The organism is Jilunia laotingensis, from assembly GCF_014385165.1.
Lineage (GTDB): Bacteria > Bacteroidota > Bacteroidia > Bacteroidales > Bacteroidaceae > Bacteroides > Bacteroides laotingensis.
In genome coordinates, this window is record NZ_JACRTF010000001.1 from 855437 (window position 1) to 880596 (window position 25160).

At 43.8% G+C, this 25160-nt stretch carries 14 protein-coding genes; 8 read left to right on the forward strand and 6 right to left on the reverse strand.

Annotation, left to right across the window (positions count from 1 at the left end):
* The first annotated feature begins 16 nt into the window (after positions 1-16).
* From H8744_RS03470 to H8744_RS03490, 5 genes are all read left to right on the forward strand, one after another.
* Entirely contained in the window at positions 17-3187 is a 3171-nt protein-coding gene (locus tag H8744_RS03470; protein ID WP_262433525.1) for a SusC/RagA family TonB-linked outer membrane protein, read from the forward strand.
* 34 nt (positions 3188-3221) lie between these two features.
* Positions 3222-5279: a RagB/SusD family nutrient uptake outer membrane protein gene (locus H8744_RS03475; protein ID WP_262433526.1), complete on the forward strand. Its 2058-nt coding sequence runs from the start codon at positions 3222-3224 to the stop codon at positions 5277-5279.
* A gap of 33 nt (positions 5280-5312) precedes the next feature.
* Positions 5313-6128 (forward strand): DUF3823 domain-containing protein, encoded by an 816-nt coding sequence (locus tag H8744_RS03480; protein WP_262433527.1) that lies wholly within the window; start codon positions 5313-5315, stop codon positions 6126-6128.
* 149 nt (positions 6129-6277) lie between these two features.
* Positions 6278-8458, forward strand: a complete 2181-nt coding sequence (locus H8744_RS03485; protein WP_262433528.1) for a hypothetical protein — start codon at positions 6278-6280, stop codon at positions 8456-8458.
* A gap of 69 nt (positions 8459-8527) precedes the next feature.
* On the forward strand, positions 8528-10792 hold the full coding sequence (locus H8744_RS03490; protein ID WP_305067433.1) for a GH92 family glycosyl hydrolase: 2265 nt from the start codon (positions 8528-8530) through the stop codon (positions 10790-10792).
* Between the two features lie 267 nt (positions 10793-11059).
* Here the strand turns inward: H8744_RS03490 and H8744_RS03495 are convergent, their stop codons facing one another.
* The 6 genes from H8744_RS03495 to nrfH are packed head-to-tail and all read right to left on the reverse strand — an operon-like array spanning position 11060 to position 17236.
* Positions 11060-11746 carry a Crp/Fnr family transcriptional regulator gene (locus H8744_RS03495; protein WP_262433530.1) on the reverse strand — a complete coding sequence of 229 codons (687 nt, stop codon included), beginning with the start codon at positions 11744-11746 and terminating at the stop codon, positions 11060-11062.
* A 53-nt stretch (positions 11747-11799) separates the two neighbouring features.
* Positions 11800-13071, reverse strand: coding sequence for an alginate export family protein (locus H8744_RS03500; RefSeq protein ID WP_262433531.1), 1272 nt, complete (start codon positions 13069-13071; stop codon positions 11800-11802).
* Between the two features lie 6 nt (positions 13072-13077).
* Complete coding sequence (locus H8744_RS03505; RefSeq protein WP_262433532.1) at positions 13078-13869, reverse strand: cytochrome c biogenesis protein; 792 nt, start codon at positions 13867-13869, stop codon at positions 13078-13080.
* Positions 13866-15110 (reverse strand): cytochrome c biogenesis ResB family protein, encoded by a 1245-nt coding sequence (locus H8744_RS03510; protein WP_262433533.1) that lies wholly within the window; start codon positions 15108-15110, stop codon positions 13866-13868. The genes H8744_RS03505 and H8744_RS03510 overlap by 4 nt, the downstream gene beginning before the upstream one ends.
* 3 nt (positions 15111-15113) lie before the next feature.
* The gene (gene nrfA, locus H8744_RS03515; RefSeq protein ID WP_262433534.1) at positions 15114-16595 is read right to left on the reverse strand and encodes an ammonia-forming cytochrome c nitrite reductase; all 1482 of its coding nucleotides are present in this window, start codon (positions 16593-16595) and stop codon (positions 15114-15116) included.
* 53 nt (positions 16596-16648) lie between these two features.
* On the reverse strand, positions 16649-17236 hold the full coding sequence (nrfH, locus tag H8744_RS03520) for a cytochrome c nitrite reductase small subunit (RefSeq protein ID WP_262433535.1): 588 nt from the start codon (positions 17234-17236) through the stop codon (positions 16649-16651).
* 1231 nt (positions 17237-18467) lie between these two features.
* On the opposite strand from nrfH, the gene H8744_RS03525 reads away from it, so the two are divergent.
* The 3 genes from H8744_RS03525 to H8744_RS03535 all read left to right on the forward strand — a co-directional run bounded on the left by H8744_RS03525 (position 18468) and on the right by H8744_RS03535 (position 25117).
* Complete coding sequence (locus H8744_RS03525) at positions 18468-20672, forward strand: T9SS-dependent choice-of-anchor J family protein (protein ID WP_262433536.1); 2205 nt, start codon at positions 18468-18470, stop codon at positions 20670-20672.
* Between the two features lie 20 nt (positions 20673-20692).
* Positions 20693-23074, forward strand: a complete 2382-nt coding sequence (locus tag H8744_RS03530; protein ID WP_262433537.1) for a hypothetical protein — start codon at positions 20693-20695, stop codon at positions 23072-23074.
* A gap of 96 nt (positions 23075-23170) precedes the next feature.
* The gene (locus H8744_RS03535; protein WP_262433538.1) at positions 23171-25117 is read left to right on the forward strand and encodes an Omp28-related outer membrane protein; all 1947 of its coding nucleotides are present in this window, start codon (positions 23171-23173) and stop codon (positions 25115-25117) included.
* Positions 25118-25160: the final 43 nt, after the last annotated feature.

Sequence of the window (25160 nt, forward strand, 5' to 3'; positions counted from 1 at the left end):
TTTAATACAATGAACTATGAAGAATTTTAGCAAGCTTCAACATGGATTCTCATGTATGATTATGGCACTGCTTCTGGCGCTGATTCCTACTGAGATCTTTGCACAGAGATCTATTCTCGTATCGGGAATAGTAATGGACGAAAACAATGAGCCTGTCATTGGAGGTACGGTTATGGTCAAAAACACAACGATCGGAACCACTACCGACTTAGAGGGTCATTATTCGATTAACGCACCGGATAACAGTGTTATCGTTTTCTCTTATATAGGATATAAAACCGTAGAAGAGAAAGTCAATGGCCGCACTACTATCAATGTGACTATGCAGACCGACGCAACAGCATTGGATGAGGTAGTAGTCGTAGGATACGGAACGCAACGCCGTGGTTCAATCACCGGTGCCGTAGCCGGTGTAAAAGGCCAGGATATGATTAAGACCAAGAATGAGAACCCGCAGAACATGCTAACAGGACGTATTGCCGGTCTTCGCGTATGGCAAAAAAGCTCGGAACCGGGTACTTTCAACAACACTTTCGATATTCGTGGTATGGGTAGCCCGCTCGTAGTAATCGACGGAATTCCTCGTAGCGTGGAAGAGTTTCAACGCTTGAACGCTGCAGATATCGATGACATTTCTGTATTGAAAGACGCTTCGGCAGCCATCTATGGTGTACGTGCCGCTAACGGTGTTGTATTGGTAACCACCAAAAAAGGTAGCGCTGGAAAGACTAAATTCACTTACAACGGTTCTTACACCTTCCAAAAGCCGTCGGACATGCCTACTTTGGCCGATCCTTACCAGACCATGACTATCTACAATGAGAAGTCAATGAACAACATCAATGGAGGTTCTATCATTTATAAAGAATCAGATTTTGAAGCTTTCCGCAACGGTACCCGTCGTACAACCGACTGGAACGATTTGGTTTTCTCCAATTATGCACCCCAGACACAACATGACATCAGTATCTCCGGTGGTAACGAAAGAACAACCTACTATATTAGTATGGGCTACTTCTATCAAGAAGGTATCTTCCGTTCTGGCGACCTTAATTATGACAAGTTCAACCTTCGGTCGAACATCAGCACCAACATTGCCAAAGGTATTAAGTTCGATCTTAATATCAACGGTATCTCAGACGAACGCAATACTCCGTACTCAAGTTCAGTCGATATTATCCGTAACTACTGGAAACAAGGAGTGCTTTTCCCGGCTTATGCCGATCCTGAAAACACCATGCTGAATTATGATGGTCTTGACCTGGAGCAGAATACAATTGCCATGATGACTTCTGATATCTCTGGTTACAAAAAGTATCGCCAGAAATATTTCCAATCGTCGGGAGCCATCTCGGTAGACTTCGGTGAGTACACACCTGTATTAAAAGGTCTGACTGCAAAAGCAATGGTAAGTTATGACTACCGTATGGATAACAACGAAAGCTACCGGAAAGAGTATTATCAGTATGCTTATGATGAAAATACTCAGACCTACAACCAAAAACTGTTCAACAGTAGCTCACCTAGCCGCCTTCACCGTGAATTCTACGATAAATCGCAGGTATTGGGACAATTCACATTGAACTACAACCGTACATTCAACAGTGCGCACAACGTAGGTGCCGTGATCGGTTGGGAAGTCCAGAAACGCCAAGGTGACAACTTCTATGCTACTCGCGACCTGGCATTCTCTATGCCTTATCTGCTGGCCGGTGTGGATGAAGGCCAAGTGGGCGGTATGAACAGTGGCAACAATGACCTTTACGAACATGCCAACGAAGCATTGATCGGACGTATCAACTATGCCTATAACGATCGTTACCTGTTGGAAGCACAGTTCAGATATGACGGATCTTCCAAGTTTGCCAAAGGACACAGATGGGGCTTCTTCCCTTCCGTATCAGCAGGTTGGAGAATCTCAGAAGAATCCTTCTTCAAAGAATGCCAGGCATTGAGCTTCATCAATCAGTTCAAACTTCGTGCAAGTTACGGTGTTTTGGGTGATGACGGCAGCTTGGAGTATGACTGGGCTATGGGATATACTTATCCTTCTACAAGTGGTAATGCAGAAAACGGTTATTATAACCAATATTCTCCCGGCTACATTTTTGGCAGTGAGTATATATATGGTGCAACTCCGCTGGCATTGCCCAATGAGAACATTACTTGGTTCAAATCCAAAACATTCGATGTCGGTGTTGACTTTGAGGCATGGGACGGAATGTTAGGCATTTCATTCGACTACTTCAACCGCTACCGTACCGGACGTTTTGCACGCCGCACAGGAGATCTTCCTACAGTAGTAGGTGCAACTGCTCCCCGTGAGAATTTGGATAGCGACCGTCAGATAGGTCTTGAACTTGAGTTATCTCACAGAAACAGAATCGGTGACGTTACTTACAGCTTGAAAGGTATCGCTACAGTTACCCGTCAGAAATACCTTACCGCTTCGGAAAAAGGTCCTTGGGCAAACTCATACGACAGATGGCGCAATGACAACCTGACACATCGTTATCAGGGAGTTCAGTTCGGTTATACATCGGCAGGACGCTATACCAGTTGGGAAGACATTTGGTCATATAACATCTACAAAGACAGAGACATCCTCCCGGGCGATTATAAATATGAAGACTGGAATGGTGACGGTGAGATCAACGGACAAGATGAACATCCGTTTGCATTCGACCAGACTCCGTGGTTAAACTATAGTTTGAATATCGGGCTGGAATACAAAAACTTCGATTTCAATATGCTTCTCCAAGGTTCGGCATTAGGTTCTATGGAATATAAAGAACCTTTGTACTCAATTTGGGGTACTAATGGTGGAGGTACGCTTGAACAATATCTCGACCGCTGGCATCCGAACGATCCGACAGCAGATCCTTATGATCCTGCTACCACATGGACATCGGGTCATTACGGATACACAGGACGTTATCCGAAAAGCAACTCCGAATTTAACCGCGTAAGCACCGCTTATCTGCGTCTTAAGAGCATAGAAGTCGGTTATACATTGCCACGTATCAGCAGAATGCCCAACGTTAGCCTGCGCGTATATGCCAATGCTTATAACCTGTTAACCTTTACCGGTGTGAAGTTTGTAGACCCGGAACATCCTGATGATGATTTAGGACGTATGTATCCTTTGAACAAGACCTATACATTGGGATTATCCCTGTCTTTCTAAACAATTTATGATTATCAACATAAAATTATCGAATATGAAAAATAAAATAATATCCGCTATACTATGCATGACCCTCGCCACTTCATGTGTTGATTTGGATATTGCCCCAAAGAATATCGTTACATCCGAGAACCTTCTTACGAGTGAATCGGGTATGGACATATACATGGCGAGAATGTATAGTAATATGCCTTTTGAAGATTTCAAATACCAAAGCCAATGGGGTATCAAATTTGACGGTTGGTTGTCCGCAACAGGTATCGATGGTTCCGGTGAAGCGCTGAATCGTGACGGTATATGCAAATCGTTTACAGGAGAAGATGAACCATATTGGGGAAAAGCATTCACTTTGCTTCGTGATGCAAACTACCTGATTGAAAACCTACCTGTGTATGGCACTTCATTCCCGGAGATTACTTATAATCATTATTTGGGAGAAGCTTATTATGTACGTGCTACCGTATTCTATGCTATGGCTCGTCGTTTCGGTGGTATTCCATTGGTAACACGCGTCATTGAATATCCCGCTTCATCAGACAAGCTGGAGGTTCCACGTTCCAGTGAAGAGGAAACATGGGATCAGATTCTTGCCGACTACGACAAAGCTGCATCCCTGATGCAACCTAAAAGTCCTAAAAGCGGTTACTCTAATAAATACGTAGCATTGGCTTTCAAATCACAAGCCATGTTATACGCTGGATGCGTTGCAAAATACAATGAAACAGTTACAGGACGTTTGACCGGTTTAGGAAAGAAGACAGGCGTTCGCGTCATGGGATTTGCCGAAGACAGATGGGAAGCTGCTTCCAAGAAGTATTTCACAGAAGCCTATAAAGCTGCTTCGGAAGTAATCAAAGACGGTGGTTATTCATTGTACAAAAAGAAATGGGCTGCCAATGATAAAGATGCTCAATACCAGAACATGGTGGATATGTTCACCGACTTGACCAGTCCGGAGAACATCTATGTCAAAGAATATGTTTATCCTACCAGTACTCACGCCTATGATGCTTACAACGCTCCGTTCATTTTCAGATCGCCACTCGCATCAGGAGTTTGTCCTACGGCCGACTTCGTAGAACTCTTCGATGGATTCGAACATTATCCTGACGGTACTTTGAAAGTCACTACAGGTAACTCCAACACAGAAGGCGATTATCTGCTATACGATTCTCCACTCGATTACTATAAGAATGCAGAACCTCGCTTGAGAGCTTACGTAATATTCCCTGGAGATGTATTCAAAGGTAAAGAGATTGAAATCCGCGGTGGTGTGTATACCGGTTCTACCCCTATCCGACCACTTTTCGATGATTACTCTTACAACACAGCGGAAACCCGTTACCAGAACTTGGACGCTTACAAAGGAAAGCCTAAAACTCTTTATTTAAGTCCGAGAGAAGGCTCCAATCAGGAAATGGTTCCCGTAGATGGAGGTGAAATGACTGCTGCCGGTGCTAACGGTCCGTTCTATGACAACGGTGAAGGATGTCTGACAGGTCTTTATGGACGTAAATGGTTAAATTCCGATCCTTCGTTTACAGCAAAAGAAGGTAACTCGGCACAGCCTTTCATCCTGATGCGCTATGCAGAAGTATTACTTTCAGCTGCCGAAGCTGCCGTTGAACTTTCATTGGCAGGCGTACCATCACCTGACGGAACAGATATGCTTGAAGTAGCAACAAATGCTGTAAACGATGTTCGTGAAAGAGCCGGTGCCGAGCTTCTTACCGGTAAGCTGACAGGTACGATAGACAGCAGAAACATCGTTCGTAAAGAGCGTCGTAAAGAGTTAGCCTTCGAGCATAAATCCAAATGGGACTTACGTCGTTGGAGAGTAAACCACTACGAAGGACGTGACGGATTCTGGGGTGAAAACCGCGATAAGACTGCTTATAGCAACAATGAACGTTATCGTTTCCGTGGAATCTATCCTTTCTACTCAACAGAGGCAAAGAAGTATTTCTTTGATGTACATTATCAATGGATCAGTCTGAAAACATTCAGTTACTCGATTATTGACTACTATTTCGAGATACCTACCGGAGAAGTTTCAAAGAGTTCGGTGATCGATCAGCAGCCTAACAGATAATAGATTTATATTTAAAATTAAGAATATACAGATATGAAAAATATAAGATTGTATAGCTTATTATGCACACTGCTGTTATTAACATCGTGTGAGATATTCAAAATAGACAACTACGAGGAGCCCAGTGAGACATTGCAAGGCGAAGTTGTAGATGCAGCTACCGGTGAACCGATCTTGACCGATCAGGGAAGTGAAGGTATCCGTGTCCGTCTGACAGAACTCAGTTGGGGGGATAATGTGACTCATAATCCTGACTTCTATTGTATGCCAGACGGTACTTTCCAGAATACAAAAATCTTCAAAGGTGAATATAATGTACGCGTTGATGGCCCGTTCATCCCACTGGTAAGAGAAAACAGCGAAGGAGTGCCTCTCGAAGATAAATCACAGACAGTCAACATCGAAGGGGTCACTAAAGTAAAATTTGAAGTTCAGCCTTTCCTCAAAGTGGAAATCGTAGGCGACCCGATGGTAAGCAACGGTGTTATTAAAGCGAAAGTACGTGTCGTACGCGGAGTTTCGGAAGAAGAATTCCGTGAAAAGATCGAACCGATGGGTAACTACAAAGACGAATATAAGAATATTACAGACATTCAGCTGTTCGTAAGCTACTCTTCTACCGTAGGTTACAGGGCACGTGACGAACGCTGGTCAAGCAGCATCGAATACTCTGGAAATTCTTTCAATGCATTGCTGGGCGAACCTGTCACCATCAAATCGAACGGAACCATTCCTTCGGGACGTAAAGTATTTGTACGCGCAGCCGCACGTATCAACTATGGTACTCCTGAAGCCACAGGAACCAGAAGATGGAACTATAGTGAACCGATGGAAGTAATGATTCCATAATAATAACTTTTTATTTTCGTTCTTTTCCGGGAGGGTGTATAGATTTTAGTGTACAAAGACTTTTGCCTTGCACCCTCCCGGATTTTTTATTCGCCTTACCGGCATGTACCTCTTAAAGAATTAGTAACATTGTAAAAACATTAATTGATATGAAACGCAAACACCTTATTATAGGGCTTTTGGCACTTGGAATAAGTGTCCCATCGATCGCCCAGAAAACGGATAATGTTAAAACGACCTTTCAGACTTCACGCGAATGGAGACCGACTATCGATAACCGGGCAGATGCCGTAATGGTATATGGAGTCGGTGGCAATCCATCGGATAGATCTAAAAAAATGTCGTTCGAAGACCGGGTAAAATCCTGGAAAGACAGAGGTTATACTATTCATTTTATGACCGGTATGGCATGGGGCGAATATCAGGACTATTTCACAGGACAGTGGGATGGGAAATGGCATCTCGATGAAGGACAGGTAACACAAAAAGGAGATACCATATGGCACGGCCATATGGTTCCTTACATCGTACCGTCTGAGAATTTCCTGAAATACATGAAAGAAAGACATATAAAAAGGGTGATCGATGCAGGAATCGATGCCATCTTCATGGAAGAGCCCGAGTTTTGGGCAAGAGCAGGATATAGCGAATCTTTCAAGAAAGAATGGAAGAAATACTACGGCTTCGATTGGCGTCCCCAACATGAATCGCCTGAAAACACTTACTTATCAAGCAAACTCAAATACCATCTGTACTATAATGCACTGAACGAGGTTTTCACCTATGCAAAAGAGTATGGTAAGAGCAAAGGAATGGACGTAAAATGTTATGTCCCCACCCACTCGCTGGTAAACTATTCGCAATGGAACATCGTCAGCCCCGAAGCAAGCCTTGCTTCACTTCCTTGCATTGACGGTTACATCGCACAGGTTTGGACGGGAACTTCCCGCGAACCGAACTACTTCGACGGAAAAGCCAAAGAGAGAGTTTTCGAAACAGCTTACCTTGAATATGGCTCCATGGAATCAATGACTGCCCCGACAGGTCGCAAAATGTTCTTCCTGACTGACCCTATCGAGGACTGGCCAAGAGACTGGGTCGATTATAAGAAAAACTACCAAGCTACATTCACCGCACAATTGCTGTATCCTAACATTGCCAACTATGAAGTGATGCCTTGGCCGGAAAGAATCTACGAAGGACTCTACCGTACAAGTGCCAACAGCGAAACAAAGGCGCGGATACCGCGTTTTTATTCCACACAAATGCAAGTGATGATTAATTCGCTGAATTCTATGCCGCTTTCGGACACCAAAGTATCAGGAAATACAGGTATCAGCGTATTGATGTCCAACTCATTGATGTTCCAGAGATTCCCGACACACAAAGGATACGAAGATCCGCAACTTGCCAACTTCTACGGACAGGCATTACCGCTCTTGAAGAGAGGCGTACCCGTAAAGACTGCTCACATCGAAAACCTTGGGTACAAAGAAGCATTGGCAGATACGAAAGTACTGCTTATGTCCTATGCCAACATGAAACCTTTGGACCCGGAAGCCCATACACACATTGCCGACTGGGTTAAAAAAGGAGGTGTACTGATCTTTAGTGGAAGCGACAAAGATCCTTTCCAGACTGTCAGAGAGTGGTGGAACACCAATGGTAATAATTATGCAACACCCTCGGCTCACTTATTCGAATTAATGGGGCTTTCAAGTTCACCGGAAGAAGGAGAATATACATACGGTAAAGGTACTGTTTATATCGCCCGTACAGATCCGAAAGAATATATTTTAAATGCCGGAGGCGATAAAGAGTTTCTCAATACCGTGAGCCGCATGTATGAGCAAAAAGCAAAAGCCGGAAAACTGGCATTCAAGAACCATTTCTATCTCCAAAGAGGCGTGTACGATTTGGCAGCCGTTCTTGAAGAGAGCGTAAGCAATGAACCCTATACTTTGAAAGGATGCCTCATCGACCTGTTCGATTCGAAACTGCCGGTATATACATCGAAGCAGGTTAATCCGGGAGAACAAGCATTGATGCTGAATGTCGACCGTGTAAAAGACAAGAAAAAAGCGCAAATATTGGCATCGGCAAGTAGAGCCTACGATGAGAAGAGAGAGAAAAATTCTTATTCATACATAGCAAAAAGTCCGGCAGAAACGACTAATGTATCGAGAGTGCTTCTTCCCAAATGCCCGAAAAGCGTAAAAATCAACGGAAACGAGACATTCAATGCCTCTGATTGGGATGCCGCAAGTAAAACTTACCTTGTTGAATTCGAAAACAGTCCGGAAGGAGTATCCGTTCAATTTAACTGGTAAAAGTAAGAGTTATAGTAATAAAACAATAGAAAAATCGATATGAAACATTTTTTTGGAACTGCAATAGGAATGTTGTTTGCTCTATCTGCTTGGGCGTATGAAGCAACAACACCGGTCGACTATGTAAGTACCTTAGTCGGCTCACAGTCGAAACACGAACTTTCTACCGGAAACACCTACCCCGCCATCGCCCGTCCATGGGGAATGAACTTTTGGACGCCACAAACAGGAAAGATGGGCAACGGATGGGCATATACATATGATGCAGACAAGATAAGAGGACTGAAACAAACCCATCAGCCCAGTCCGTGGATCAATGATTACGGACAGTTTGCCATCATGCCCGTTACCACAGGTGCCGTGTTCGATGAAGAGAAACGTGCCAGTTGGTTTTCCCATAAAGCGGAAGTTGCCACCCCCTATTATTACAGCGTTTATCTGGCAGATCATGATGTGACGGCCGAAGTCACGCCCACCGAACGTGCGGCAATCCTTCGTCTCACCTATCCCGAAATGGATAGAGCCTACTTTGTGGTCGATGCTTTCGACAACGGTTCATACGTGAAGATTGAACCAGAGAAAAACCGGATTGTAGGATATACCACCAAGAATAACGGGGGTGTGCCTGACAATTTCAAAAACTGGTTTGTAATCGAATCAGACACCCCATTTGAATATGTTGCAACCGTAGCGGACAATGAACAAAAAGAAGGCCGTTTGGAATCAAAAACCAACCATGCCGGTGCGCTTGTCGGATTCAAGACATCCAGAGGACAGCAAGTCCAACTCAAAGTTGCGTCTTCATTCATCTCTTTGGAGCAGGCGGAAGTGAATTTGAAAGAAGTAGCCAACCGTTCTTTTGAACAAATCAAACAAGAGGGGAAAAATCGTTGGAATGAAGTTCTGGGACGGATAGAAATAGAGGACAATAACACGGATCATCTACGTACTTTCTACTCATGCTTGTACCGGTCAGTATTGTTCCCACGCGATCTTTCAGAAATCACAGCCGATGGTAAAAGAGTACATTACAGCCCGTTCAACGGAAAGGTTTGTGATGGCTATCTGTTTACCGATACCGGATTTTGGGATACTTTCCGTTCCTTGTTCCCATTGTTGAACCTGATGTATCCGGAAATGAACCAAAAGATGCAGGAAGGTCTGGTCAATACTTATCTGGAAAGTGGCTTTTTGCCGGAATGGGCAAGCCCGGGACATCGGGACTGCATGGTTGGAAACAACTCTGCTTCTGTTGTTGCCGATGCATGGATCAAAGGTGTGCGCAACCACGATATTGAAAAGCTCTGGGAAGCAGTCGTCCACGGAACCAGTGCCCGTCATCCGGAAGTAAGGTCAACCGGACGTTGGGGATGGGAATATTACAACAAACTGGGCTATGTTCCTTACAATGTCGACATCAAAGAAAATGCAGCCAGAACACTGGAATATGCCTACAACGACTGGTGTATTTACACCTTAGGCAAAGCACTGGGAAAGCCCGAAAAGCAGATTGCCATCTACAAGAAAAGAGCGATGAACTACAAGAACCTGTACGATAAAGAAGTAGGATGGATGAGAGGAAAGAATGAAGACGGTACTTTCCAGTCTCCCTTCAATCCGCTGAAATGGGGCGATGCATTCACAGAAGGCAACAGTCTGCATTATTCTTGGTCGGTATTCCACGATCCTGCGGGACTTGTCGAACTGATGAACGGACGCAATGAGTTCACTGCAAAACTGGATACCATCTTTAATATTCCTCCCCACTTCGATGACAGCTACTATGGATTCCCTATCCATGAAATCCGTGAAATGCAGATCATGAATATGGGTAACTACGCTCATGGAAACCAGCCTATACAACACATGATCTACATGTACAACTGGAGCAATGAACCGTGGAAGTCGCAATACTGGATTCGCGAAGTGATGAACAAGCTCTATAACGCAGCTCCCGATGGATATTGCGGTGACGAAGACAACGGTCAGACTTCGGCATGGTATGTATTTTCCGCTTTAGGATTCTATCCGGTTTGTCCCGGTACGGATCAGTACATTTTGGGTACGCCTTACTTCAAAAAGGTGAAAGTAAACTTGTCAAATGGGAATACGATTACCATTGAAGCACCTGCAAACAGCAAGGAGAATCGCTACATCTCAGATATGACGGTGAATGGAAAAGATTACACCAAACGGTATCTGACACACGATGATTTAGTGAAGGGTGCTTCTATCAGATTCAATCTGAGCAATCAGCCCAATAAGAACCGTAGTACGGAGGAGACAGATTATCCGTATTCGTTCTCGAACGATCTTAAAAAGAAAAAGAAATAACAGTTACCTGATGACTGTCTGATCCTTTCTTTCAGATACGGATTACGCGAAAAAACGCGGACTAATACGGTTGTAAATCAAGCACCGCATTAGTCCGCGTCATTTATATACTGTTATCTCTGAAATGTTCCATTCAGATACTGTTTTGATTTTTATTCGATGCTTATTTAGGGATATTCCTTTTCAGATAAAAATCAAAACAGTTTCTCAACTGCCAGCCTTTAATCTTAATGGATTTTTATTTGAGTCGCTTCCATCCACAAAAAACTAAACATACTCCTTCAATGCCTTCGTATCCAGTAGTTTCGCTTCCCGTTTATCAATTGTGATAAGTCCTTCCTTGATCATTTTATTAATCTCTTTCGACAAAGCTGGTCTAGTCACTCCAAGATATTCAGCCAACTGAACCTGATTGTGTTCCAGTATTACCACATTGGGAGAAGTCCTATGCTCCATCAGATAGTACACAAACCGGCTACGAAGATTCTTGTAGGAGAGGATACGCAAACGGGTGACGGTACATTTATTGCAATTCCCGGTGACACACAAAAAGCGATGAAGCAATTCCGGTACGGAACTGATCAGGCTAAAAACAGAATTGCGGGTAGCCATCAGCAGAACAGAATCTTTGCTGGTGGTAAAAGTAGCGGGAAGCGTATTGTTCTCACCAAAAAGATGGGGAGTGGCAAAAGCACGCGGTGCAAGAATCTCTTCCACCTTGACCAGATTGCCGGCTACGTCGATGATGTCAACTTCCAGTTCTCCTTTCAGAAGAATATATAAATGATTACAACGTGTATCCTGTTGCAGCACCACCTCTTTGCGGGGCACTTCATACAATGTAATCTGCAATTCGTCCAGAAGACGTTTCTTTACATTTGCATCCAGATCCCGAAAAAGAGGTATCTGCAACAAAATATGTTTATAATCATCCGAAAAGTCAATCTGTACCACAGTGTTTTTCCTTTAGTTCTGTGGCAAAAATAACTAATTTTTTCCGGTATGTACTACCATTTGGTAAATAAAATACGTGGATTGATATTCAATGAGATCCATCCCCAGTCCTGCCAGGAACTATGATCACCTCCCTTCACTACATCCATGTACTTTGTTCCAAGCATAGTGGAGTAACCCAATGTCAGCTTCACATCCTTCATTACGACATAATCCACCTGAAAATCAATTTCCGAACCGAGGCTACGACCTTCGTCACCAAAAGAAGCTTCTACATCATAAGTAGTCGAGAAATGATGATAATTCAACGAAAGTGCCCAACGGGAATCCGGTTTAAAATCAACGCTCAGTTGCTTGTCCCACAATCCTTTGTTATATGCCGATGCGTAGAAGTAATCCATGCCGCCATAAAACTTATGATGAGTACCATAAAGCGGATCGAAAGTCGTAACCTTGTCGCTGGTCGGATCACCGCTCAGATAGTCAGTCAGCACGCTCACCGCCCATTGGTCATTGATTTTATAAGCGGCTTTCACACCGAACATATAAGCGGAAACTTTCTTCACCTCTTTATCCACTTTCCGTTTACCGAACTGATAGTACGCACTTCCGTTCAAAGTCCAACGTCCGGGCGTATAAGTCAGGTACGTACCCGCAGTCTGCATATACTTCGTTTCCCCTTTATCTTTGGTTCCCGTCTCATAACCTACATTCATAAAGAGCAGGGAAGCATCGAAGTTACTTGCCCATTTCCCGTTGTACCAAGCCGTTTGCATTGCTTTATAAGGCTGTGCGTTCATTATGTCGTAGAAAGTACCCTTCGTACCTTCATTGTTCTGGTTAAAAGCCAAAACGAGATGTACCCGGTGCAGCTTATTCTCATATCCCAGTTTCAAAGCATCGTGAAAACGTCCTGCAACGTTCCAGTCAAGGCTACCCAACAGGCGTTCGTCATCATAGACCAACGGCTGGCGACCCAACTGGGCAAACGTTCCCTTCCCCAAGTCCAGCCTTGCCCAAGCCTCATGGAGAATAAAGCGACCGTTTTTATCGATCTGCGGGTCTTGTCCCCACACACCGACATGCTGTGCAGCCAGCTTCATCTGTAAACGCTCCCGCTTATACCCCAGTGCAAAACGCGCACGGTTGTTTATAAAGAAAGCGGGCAACTCCCCTTCCAACCGGGGCAGAAGCGCACCGTTGCGATACTCGGCACGAGTCCTCAACTGTGCATCGATGGCAAACTCATTCTTTTTCTCCTGCGCACTAAGAGTGGCAGCCGAGCAGAATACTAATCCTGTTAAAATAACTGTTGTAAGTTTCATAAAGTATCAGTTTAAATTGTAAGTATGAACACTTGTTCCTTGTGCCGAAGGCAGATAGTTGATGCCATACCAGCACATCTGGAGTAGAAGAAAACAAATCAGCAACCCCGCCAGTGCTTTCCGGTGACTTCTGGGCTGATGGAGCCTGAAATGTATATAACAGAGATATCCGATCCACGTAGCCGCTGCCCAAGTTTCTTTAGGGTCCCAACTCCAATAATGCCCCCACGCTTCCTTTGCCCATAATGCACCGAAAAGCATTCCCAAGGTCATAAAAGAAAGTCCTACATATACCAGATTATCACAAAGCTCCATTTCCCGTTCAGCAGCAGGCTTCTTCTTGATCCAAAGCAGATAAACGGCCATTACCGCTGCAGCTCCCAGCATAGCGTAAGCAAACATGTACACAATGACGTGCGGTGCAAACCACGGGCTTTGCAAAGCGGGCATCAATGTCTTGTTATGAATTTCAGGTTTAAACAGATTGATGCAGATAAATACCAGTGACAATAGGAAGCTAAAGCTAAGTATCCATTTGTATTGCCAACGGACATACGTGATAATACCCGCTAACGGCAGGAAGAAGGAGTACCACAAACGGGTCTCTCCCATCGTACGCATCGGTGGACGCTCCAACGAAATCCACATTCCCAGAATAAAGGCAAAAAAGACCAGCAGTCCCGCCAACGTAGCTCCCAGCACCCAGCCCCGGTTACTACCTTTCCATGCGGCAACGGCTCCGATTCCCCACAAACAAAGGGATACGGCAGCAAAAATCCAGAAATAATCCCAACTCATGCCTTTTCCTCCTTTCTTGTATGAGACAGTGCAAACATGCAGACAGCACCTACTATCATCATCCAGATGCCTGCATACACCACAGGCAACCACGGATCACGCACCAGTTCAAACACGCTGATATCACTCCACCGCCCTTTGGACTCGTCATAACTCAACTGGTAAATTTTCCATCCGTCTATCTCAAACGGACGATTCACTTCAATCGTTGCTTTTTCCAGAGCGCCCGACTGAGTATAAACGGTCACATCGGAAGCAAAACGTCTTGGCTCTCGTTCGGGCATGATCAGGCTCATCTTCTGATTGAGCCGGAGTGCTTTATAAGGAAACATGAAACTCCCGCAGCTCACCCACCCCTCGCGTTGCTCGCCACTCTCCGTGTTTTTAGCTTTCACATAAACGGCATAAGCCGCACCTATGGAATGAAAATCCACAAATTTCAGCGTATCCTCCGTTGCCACGCTGGCAGCCATCGGTAATTTTTCCGTCACTTCGATCTCCCAATCCACCAGGCTTCCTTGCCGGAAGTCCTCTTCAACCAACAGGTTTGCCGGTTGACCTGCCGGAAGTGCTTTCCCCGATTCATTGTCAATCAGCATCAGTTTAGGCGGATACTCGTCGATGCTGAAATCGTGTAGTTCCACCGCCAGCGGAAGCTCCTGCATCTCTTTTTGCCGGTTGAAAGCCCGCCATTCCGCTTTACCGGTCTGTGCCGTCATTTCAAGCCTTTGCATATCGGCACTTCCCAATACCGCCCCTGCCAATGCAAGGAATAGTCCCAGATGATTGAGCAGGAAAGGAATATCACGTTTCCAAGCAAAGTGATGCATACGTCTCAGGATGACCATCCCAAGCAAAGTGATAAACCATAAAAAGAGCAACACGAATGAACAGGCAGAAAGCATTTGTGAAAATCCCAGCCAGCTTTCGACTCCGGTAACGGAGGCTTCCGGACGTATCTGCCGGATAAGCCCCATCACCACCGTCATCATTACCAACGAAATCATTGCCGGGATGGCAGCCTGATAGCTACTCATCCAACGTATCAGATAGTACTTCCGGAAGAAAACATAAAGTGACAGCAGCAGAAGCACATAGGCTGTTCCCACCCAGACATTCACCGGCCAGACAAGGAAGGAAAGCGTACACTTTCCCAAAGTTATCTGCCAGAGTATACCAATCAGAAAGAGTCCGCCACACAGGACGAACCCCTCCTTATATCCCCATGGTTTTTGCCACATAAATTATAAATTCGCTAAACGTCCGTTGGCCTTCGCAGTCTCCAGCCATTGCGGCACTCTCTCTTTCAGGAACTTGTCCTTGTTCTCATGCTCTTTCTGCATATCCAGACCGATGTATTCCTGTGCTTTCGCCTTGGTCGAGATGTCCGGCATCGGCACTTCACCTGTAAATCCGTTATTTGCCAATACTTTAGATATCGACAAGCGAGCTTGCAAAGCTTTATCAAGCCCGTGTCCCAGAATGCGCTGTATCTCCTGCGGAGCATGGAAAGCACCACCGTGTGAAGCCACACCGAAGTCCCATCTCCATTGCGCCTGACGGATCAGCTTCAACGCTTCCTGCATCTGAGCTTCCGTAGCTCCCTGCTCCCATGCATATTTAGCTTCGATATGCGCCTTCGCCAATTCCTGTTCCAGACGGTTACGGATTTCATTCGCTTTGCGCTGACGGTCGTAGACGTTGTTACGAAGTGTCTCTTCGCTCTCGCGATGGCAAGTCTGGCAAGTGCGGTCGATCATAGCCAACGGGCTTTGAATGTGGTGGTCGCTGAACTTCATTCCTCCTTCGCTCTTATACGGCATGTGGCAATCGGCACAGGACACACCCCGCTGGGCGTGTATACCCATTTGTGAAATCTCATAATCAGGATGCTGTGCTTTCAGGATGCGAGCCTTGCTCAACGCATGTGTATAGTCGGCAAAATCCGCTTCGTCATAATAAGCCTCCATGTCTTCCACCGTGAAACCTTTGTCCCACGGGAAGGTCAGATACTTGCCATCTCCCTTGAAATAATATTCCACGTGGCATTGGGCACAAACCAACGAACGCATCTCCTGCGGAGTAGCCTTGTCGATGTCCTTTCCCTGACGGGCAAATGCTTCACGCAATGCCGGGCGACTGATTTGCAGTTTCATGTTCTCCGGTTCATGGCAATCGGCACAGCCGATCGGGTTCACGATTTGATCACCGATAGCTCCCCATTTATTATTATAAAAAGAATCGACACCGACAGCCTGCATCATGCGAGGTACATCGGGACTCTTACAAGTCCAGCAAGTGGAAGGTTGCGGCCCGCTGTGCGCATCCATCGGAGCCCCGGTGCGCAAACTGCGCGTGATATCCTCTATGGCGTGCATATGCCCGCGCGGGGTAGTATAATCTTTCGAGAAAGCATATCCTGCCCAGAGAACCACCATTTCGGGACGTTTCTCCAATACATCCACCGCTTCGCTGCCGTTAAACTCACTTTCAAAATCAGTTTGTGCAGTCTGCTTCCACGTGTCATACTGACGGGGATAGTTTTCGCCGAACACTTCATTGTGTGCTTCGATGCCTTTGATGTCTACCCGTTTATTGTTGAAAACGCTGACTACCTCCGCCCGGCGTTCCATCAATGAAGAAACCACCAGTCCTAAAACAAATACGACCACCATTGTCACACCGAACAACAGCCATCCTTGCCACGACTTTATTTTCTTTTCCATAATCGATAATGTGCTAATGTGCCAACCTAATGATTGACAGCTATTTTATGAATTTATTTATTAATCATTTTACGAAGCCATTCCGGGGTCGGTGACTCCGGATAAGGGACTAATGCATCGGGAGTGGTGGAGAGACTGTTCTGCCCATGAGCTACCTCGCGGTGACAATCCCAACAAGCTTTGCCTTCGCCCACCTGAGCCCTCATGTAATCGATACGCCCGGTAGAGACAAATTCCGTGTTAAGCTGCGTATGGCAACGGATGCAGTTGTTCATAATCACTTCCGCACTTTCATCGTTTGCCTGTATCACCTGATGTTCGCCTTTGGTGAGGAATACCGCTACATGCCGCATACCGTCCATCCCTTTGAACACCCATTTCTTCACCGCATTTTCGTGGGGTACATGACAATCGTTGCAAGTGGCATCCCGTCCGTGGGAGCTGTGCATCCATGTGGCGTAGTAAGGTCCCATAATATGACAGTTGACACAGGCAGCCGGATCGTCGCCCAGATAAGTATGTGCCCGGAGCATATACAAGAAGAACAGCCCTCCGCCCACAATCAGCCCTGACAAAGTAATGGCAATCCTCTTCCATCGTCTGGAAGGAAGCCACCTATTGATAATCTCTTTTACTTTCATAAGACACAGATAAATGTATTACGGGAGCAAAGTTGAGGAAAAAAAAGGAATCAGGATGTAATCTACATTACACTTTGCAAAAAAATGTAATCGAAGGTAAAGTTATAATGTATCAATAAAGAACATTGCATTGAAAAGCAGTAGTTCAACAACCCCAAAAGGGTACATAAAGGGATTGAACAAGCACACTTTATAAATTAAATATACCTTTTATAAAAGAAAAACATCCGGATGTTATTATATAAAACATGGGGATGTTTTAATATAGAACACCCGGATGTTTTTGTATAGAACATAGGGATGTTTTAGTTATTCAACTTTAATTCCTGATATATAGGTAATAGGGATTTTATCAACTACATCCTATAGACTGTCATTTTGAATAGCAATACCTAATAAATCAAAATATGGAATAGCCTTTTTAAAGATTGTCATATCCTAATATAGGTTTACATTATCAACAACAATTAAAAATAGGATATAATGAAGAGAAAAGGATCACAAACTGATTTTTTCCATATACTACACCCTTATATACAATACACACCTAACTTTAACTTTAGACGAATATTCTCACCGTTTCTTACCGATTCCAACAACTGGTAACACAAACTGCAGTTGGAAATAATTTATTTGAGACTTATTTATCTTCCCCCTATTCTATCAGATACCACAATTTATCATCCATACTATATTTGTTTTATGTCTACCAAACCACCGCACTTATAAATAAAAGACATAGTTTTGTACACGTCTTTTAAAAAGTCTACAAACAAGGTCGAACATATCCGAGTGTCCACTCACACTTCATTTCTTTCTTGAAAAACGGCACTTTACAATAGTCCACGAAAGCACAACCCAAACGGTTTACATAAATATAAAATGATAGAAAAAAAAATTATTAATTGCGACTTATACATAATATAGATATTTATAAATAATGTAGACACTTACACTTTAAATTTATTATATTTTGATTTCTTAATATATATTCAGTAAAATCAAAAATCAAATTAATATTTTTGCCTCGAAATAAATTTATATCTGCAAATTCTTTAATATAATTTATTGCTGAGCATATTTTCAACCAAAATGAAATCTAGAATAAAAAGATAAACCTTTGTTTCAATGTTTGCAAATACACAAATAGCTGATAAAGTTATAAATGTAATATTAAATTAAAATATCATATCGTTATTATAAACATTTTTTATTATTAAAAACTGATGTTATGAAAAAGTATTACCAATTAGCTTTTATGCTATTTTGCTGGTTTGCCTATGCAACTAGTGTTAATGCTCAGTCTCCTAATTCTGTATCGGAGGAAAAAACTGTAAGTGATGTAGAAAATCGAACAGTTTATGGTTTTGTTGGAGACTTAACTCTTGGAGGGTGCGGAATAACAAAATTTAAGACCGATACTCCACAAAATTTGGAATTACTCTCTCAATGGAAAAATGGATATGCTATATTCTCCGGAGCGGCAGCCTATGGAGAATATTATGTCCAAATGTATCATTATAATTCTGATGGTGTAGGTAAAGTAGAAAATATTTCATTTGCTAAAGTAAGCCTTGTTTCAGACAATTCAAAAGAAATAAAAGTTATGGAAGATAATGCTGTGAAGCTTTCTGACATGACTTTTGATTATTCGACAAATACAATGTATGCGGTAGGTTTTGAGCTGGGAGATACATTTCTTTACTCCATCGATTTACAAACAGGAACCCTAACTAAAGGTCCTCTTCTCCAAACAAATGCGGAAAAACAAACTATAGCTACACTAGCTGCTACTTATGATGGTCGCTTATATGGACTTAACATGAAAGGTATACTTTTTAAAATCAACAAAGAAACAGGCAATCTGACACGCGTCATGGATACAAAAGTTCATTTGGGCTATATGCAATCCATGGAATTCGACCATACTGATGATTGTCTTTATTGGGCTACAATGATTGGTCGAGCTGGTGTTTCTAACGAGTTGTATAAAATCGATGTTAATAAAAAAACGATTAAATCTCTCGGACACTTAGGTGATGGTGGAGCAGGCACACAAGCACAGGGGCTGTATATTCCTTTTGTATTAGCGGGATTTGATGCACCGGGACAGGCAACCGAATTGAAGGCAGTTCCGGCAGAAAAAGGTGCCCTTGAAGCAACGATTACATGGAAAAACCCCGTCAAAACACATGGCGGAGACGATTTATCCGGAAATATGAATGTTATATTAGAAAGGGATGGAGAAGTTATAAGCAGTTCCATGAGTGAAGCCGGGGCGGAGATGTCATGGACTGACAAATCGGTAAAACTGGGAGAACATACCTATACGGTAAAAGCAATCAATGAAAAAGGGGAAGGCGCTCTTGCTGAAGTATTTGTATACGTAGGAGATGATGTCCCGGCCACTATAACAGACTTGATGGCAAGCGTGGGAAATGAATGTAAGAATATTAAACTGACATGGAATATTCCGGACAAAGGCGCTCATGGGGGATATTATGACAAATCGAATGTCAGATACAGAATTGTACGCTATCCGGATAATACGGTTTTGGAAGAGGAATATGGGGGAACTTCTTATGAAGATAATACTATTAAACGTTTGGGAGCTTATTATTACGGTATCACCGGCTTCAATAAAGCAGGTTCTAATAACGAATATAAAAGAAATGAGATTATTATTGCCGGTAAAGCGGTAGAAGTTCCTTATGATTGTAGTTTTAACGATGAAACGATTGCTAGAAATCAATGGACTTTTGTAAATGGTAATCATGATGGAAATAGTTGGCGTGTAAATTCAGGTTTAGGCACGATCTTATTTAATGATTATGTCATTGCAGCCGAATATGTATTAAACCCGTTAGACAGTCAACTGGATGCCGATGAATGGTTGATTAGTCCTCCTATTAATTTTGAAGCAAATAAAGATTACTATCTAAGTTTTGATGTACGTTCTGCAGGGGTGGATGAGTTGAACATTACTTTTGGAGACTTGAACACTGTTGAAGCTCAAAATCAGAGGATAGTATCCGGCTTGTTCACGGAAGAAGCTGAAGGGGCGTTTTATACCTATCAATTCCAGTTACCTAGAACCGAAGGCATCCATTGTGTCGGGATTAATTTGGTGACCATGTATGGAGATAATACAAGCCAACTGTTCCAAATCAATAATGTCATGATTGCAGAAGGCATACCAGACGGAATCGAAACCGTGAATGCCGGAGGAAATACTAAAGTCAGTCTGGATGGTGACCGTCTTGCCATTGAAGGAGACTTCAATACCGCCTATGTTTATGATACAACAGGTATATGTGTCGCCACATTGAATAAAGCCAATGCTGAAACGACTACGACAGGCTGGCATCCGGGCATTTATATTGTCAAAATAGCCAATACCGATTCTGTATATACCCAGAAAATCACTATTAGATAATCATCAAAATTAGAATCATTATGAAAAAGAATTATTTCCTTATAGTTCTTTTGCTGGTCGCCAATATATTTTCGGCTTCAGCAAAAATTGAAAAGATATTTTCCACAGAGGCTCTCTGCAATGTAACGATTGAAGTGGATAATGCCAGCAATGTGAGTGCTGCAACAAGAGCCGGACGTGGAACGCAAATAACCTTAACGAATGGTGTAAATAACTTAGAGTTAAACAACAGCAGCGAGAACCCCTTGCAAATAAAGGCAGCGGAAAATGCAGAAATTGTATCGTGTTTTATAAATGGTGATAAAGTAACTCCTGGTGGGGATGGCTCAATCCGGGTTGCAATAACTGAAGGTTTGAATATTGTACTTACCACAAAAACACATGCAGCCAATCCAATGGTGACATTTTCAGTAACCGATCCCAGCCAAATTATTGTAAAAGCGGATGATATGGTCATTGAGGACATAAGCTCACCCAAGGAATTTGCAAAAGGGACGGAATTGACCATTGCCCCAACGACAGGTTTTGAAATTAAGAATGTAGCTACAACCCAACGGCCGGAACTTCCATCCGTAAATGGAGTATATACCATCCGCGTTGATCAAGAGATGACAATCTATGTCACCACCGAACCTGCAAAACCAGTTGTCACATTTGAAATTGACTTTCCGGAAAGAATTAGCGTAGTAAATCAGAGTACTCACAAAGCCATTGATATTTCTTCCTTAAAACTGTCCATGCCCAAAGGAACAGTCTTAGAATTTCAAGCTTCCAACGAAAACTATTCAATTACATCCTTCAAGGTTGATGGGACAGACAAAGCACCCGCCATCGGAAGCAAAACATATTACGTAGGCGTAGAAGCCAACACAATAGTAACGATTGAAACCTCGTCAACGACTCCGTCCGTCAAGTTCATTGTGGATAACCCGGAAAATGTAAAAGTACACAAAATGGACAGTGAGGAGATGCTGGACGTGATGAAGGCCTATGAAATGGAAAAGAACACGCAACTTGTTATTGAACCGGCAAACGATGAGGTTCGCATCGCATCCGTAACAGTAAATGGAGTTACATTGACTCCGTTAGGAAACGGCAACTACATGACGGCTGTCACCACAAACCTAACCATTGAAGTGAAAACCAAAGAGGTCCTTCCGGTTTTGACATTTAAGGTAGACGCCTCGGAACGCATTAAAGTATTGTCAGGAACCGATATATTGGATATCAGTGAAGCCGTGGAACTTCCTATCGGCACGGAAATAACCATTGAACCCTCAGCTGGGAACTTCATCATAAAATCGGCAATGGCCGATGGCAAGACTCTTACCGCTTCTGATAACAAGTATCTTGTTACCATAACCGGAGACATGCAATTTGATATCAAGACCGCTGCGTCTTTAACGCTGCACATCATTCAGCCGGACGAAGGCGGTACTATTTCTGTTTTCCGTGATGGAAAAGAACTGCAAGAAGGTGACAAAATCATAACCAATGAGAAATTATCATTCAAGAATGAACCCGAAGCCAGCTATTTCTTTGAATACTATCTTGTCAATAACAAAGTATGCTCTGATACATATGTTGTTTCAGGATCTGACGACATAAATGTGGGAGCCATATTTAGAACTATCAGAGAAGGCTATGTAGAAGTCACTTTTGATTTGGATGAAGGTGCAAGAAGTCTACTTACTATTGTTAATATAGATGGCTCTGAAAAGACCAGACTCGATCCATCGAAACCATGTGAAATAAAAAAAGAAAGCCAAATCCAAGTTTTTATGATTACACAAAATACTAAAATTACATCTTGTACGATGAATGGTGTAGAAAGAACTCCAGATGGAGATGAAGGAATAGATGCCAGAAGTTATACGATGACAGTAGAGGATGATGCCGTAATTGCAGTCAGAACATCCAAATTAGTACAAGTAGGCGGTGATATTACGTACGGTGAAGATTATAATCCGATTGGAAGAATAAGGCTTCGTCATGAAGGTAAGATTTATGATGATGTCTATATTCCGGTAGGGACTACAGTAGAAGTAATTGTAGAACCGGTAACAGGATACATGTTGGATTTCTGTTATCTTAGTTATGATGAAGCTAATAAGCTTGACGGAACCACTTATACGGTTGAGAATACGGATAAAGATATTATTATCATCAAGGGCGCCTTCAAGAAAATACCCGATGGAATTGAATCCATAAGTTCCATGCAAAGCCATTATGATGCGCAATCCATGCAGATCATAACCACAGGAGGAAACACGAAAGTATACGCGGTTTCCGGCAAGAAGGTGCTTGAATCGGATGAAACGAGCATCAGCGTCTCAACTTTGGAAAGTGGAATATACGTCGTCAAGACCCGGGAAGGTGTTTTCAAATTGGTAAAAAAATAATGTAACATTATCAAATGTAAGACTGTATCGGCTCTTTCCCATAAAGCCGATATAGTCTTACCGTCCTTCAATATTCAATAATAAATTCTATACACAATGAAATATAAATATCTCTTGTTAGCAACGGGATTGCTATGGGGCACTTCAACGGTAAACGCCCAGTGGCGTTCCGCTTCCGAAGCTCCGGTGCGGCAACAACCAGAAATATCCAAGACCGTTAAGAATCAGGGTGACGGGAAAGTACTTTACAGCTATTGCTCTTCCATCGCTGCGGTCACGGCAAAAAGCGGGCTTGGAATTCAAACGGATGACGACGTCAAAGTAACCGCTGCCATCCGTATGTCCGAAGGTCTCATGACACTGCTGAAAGGCAGGAATATCCATCGGCTCAGAGTGGGCGTGGCGACCGACGCGGAGGACGCGACCGTTTTTATCAGGAAAACGGACGGGACGGCAATTTGGCAAATTAACAAAGCACTGGAACTGGGCTGGAACGACATCACACTTGAAACACCTTTGGTTGTACCGGAAGAGCAGGAACTTTATATCGGGTATACCTGTACACAGCGCAACGGTGTATTTGTAATTGCGACCGAATTAGGGAACACCACCAAATTGAACGGTTTATTCATGGCATCGGAATACTATCCTTATCTGGAGGATTTTTCAGGATCAGCGGACTTGGGAAACCTCTGCCTGTCGGTGGAAGTGGACGGTACGGAGAGTGAATTCGGGTGTCTCGGTAGCATGGTGAAAGCATATTCGTCCAAGCCTTACCTGCAAGAGGGGGCAAACAAGTCCACGGAAATGAACATTATTTATGCGAACGAAGGAGAGGACAATGTCTCCAAGATAAAGCTGGGGAGAAAGTTTAACGGGACGGAATTGGGCGACACCATCTGCTACTTCAAAAGGACGGTGAGGGGAAACTCCACCGGGGAATTGGAATTGCCGGTCACGTCTTCCATGAGTGGAAAATACACATACACACTAAAAGAAATAGAGGGAAACCCCGTATCCGTATCCCCCGTAACGGCAAGCGTATCCACCTATAAAGCCGAGGATGTCATCGAACGGGTTGCCCTGATTGAAGAGTTCACCTCGCAGTCGTGCGGCAACTGCCCGGCCGCACAGGCGAACCTGCATAGAACCATAGCCGACAAGGAAGACCGGGTTGCATTGGTACTTCATCACTCAGGATTTAAACCCGACGACTTTTCGATACCGGAGAGTGACGGCTATTGCTACTTTTATAAACCGGCAGGCACTTTCGCCCCGGGAATGACGATGGACAGGACATACCTACCCGACTACGACACACAAGGGACAGGATCAATGGTATTCAATCCCAAGCTGCTGTCGAAATCCACGCTGACCAAAGAACTCGCATTGCCCTCGATGGTCTCGGTAGGCATAGACTGCTCGTATGACAAGGCCGACAGAAAACTGGTTGTCATCGTCTCGGGGAACAAAATAACCGACTTGATAGGCGAGCATGTGGGACTGACCGTATTCCTCCTTGAAAACAAGTACATTGCCCGCCAACTCGGCGTCGGTGATCCGGACAACTTTGAACACAACAACATCCTCCGGGCCGTGCTGTCCGACCCGATGGGAGACGTCATAACCTTTAACGCGGACGGCACTTACAGCAGGAGGTACGACTATACCGTCCCGGCATCCTATGTCTCGACCACGGGAGCAAGGACGAAGGCATTTCCGGAAAACATGAACATTGTGGCATTTGTGTCCAATTTCGATACGGTATACCCGGACAACTGTTGCGTGTTGAACGCGAACAAAACGGCCTCACTGAATGTCGGGGATACCGGATTAAAAGCTGAAAACGTGTTGGAGAAGGCCCTCCCGGTATTCGCTAAGGACGGGACGGTCCATGCCTACGGAGAATACAGCGATCTGAAGGTGTACAACCTGCAAGGGATGCCAGTGCCGAACGAGAACCTGGAACCGGGAGTCTATATCGTGAGAATAACAGGACAGGACAGGAAGGAACATGTAAGGAAGGTACTAGTCCGTAACTGAGTTACGGCATTTTGAGATAGAAGAACAAATCTAATAATATGGG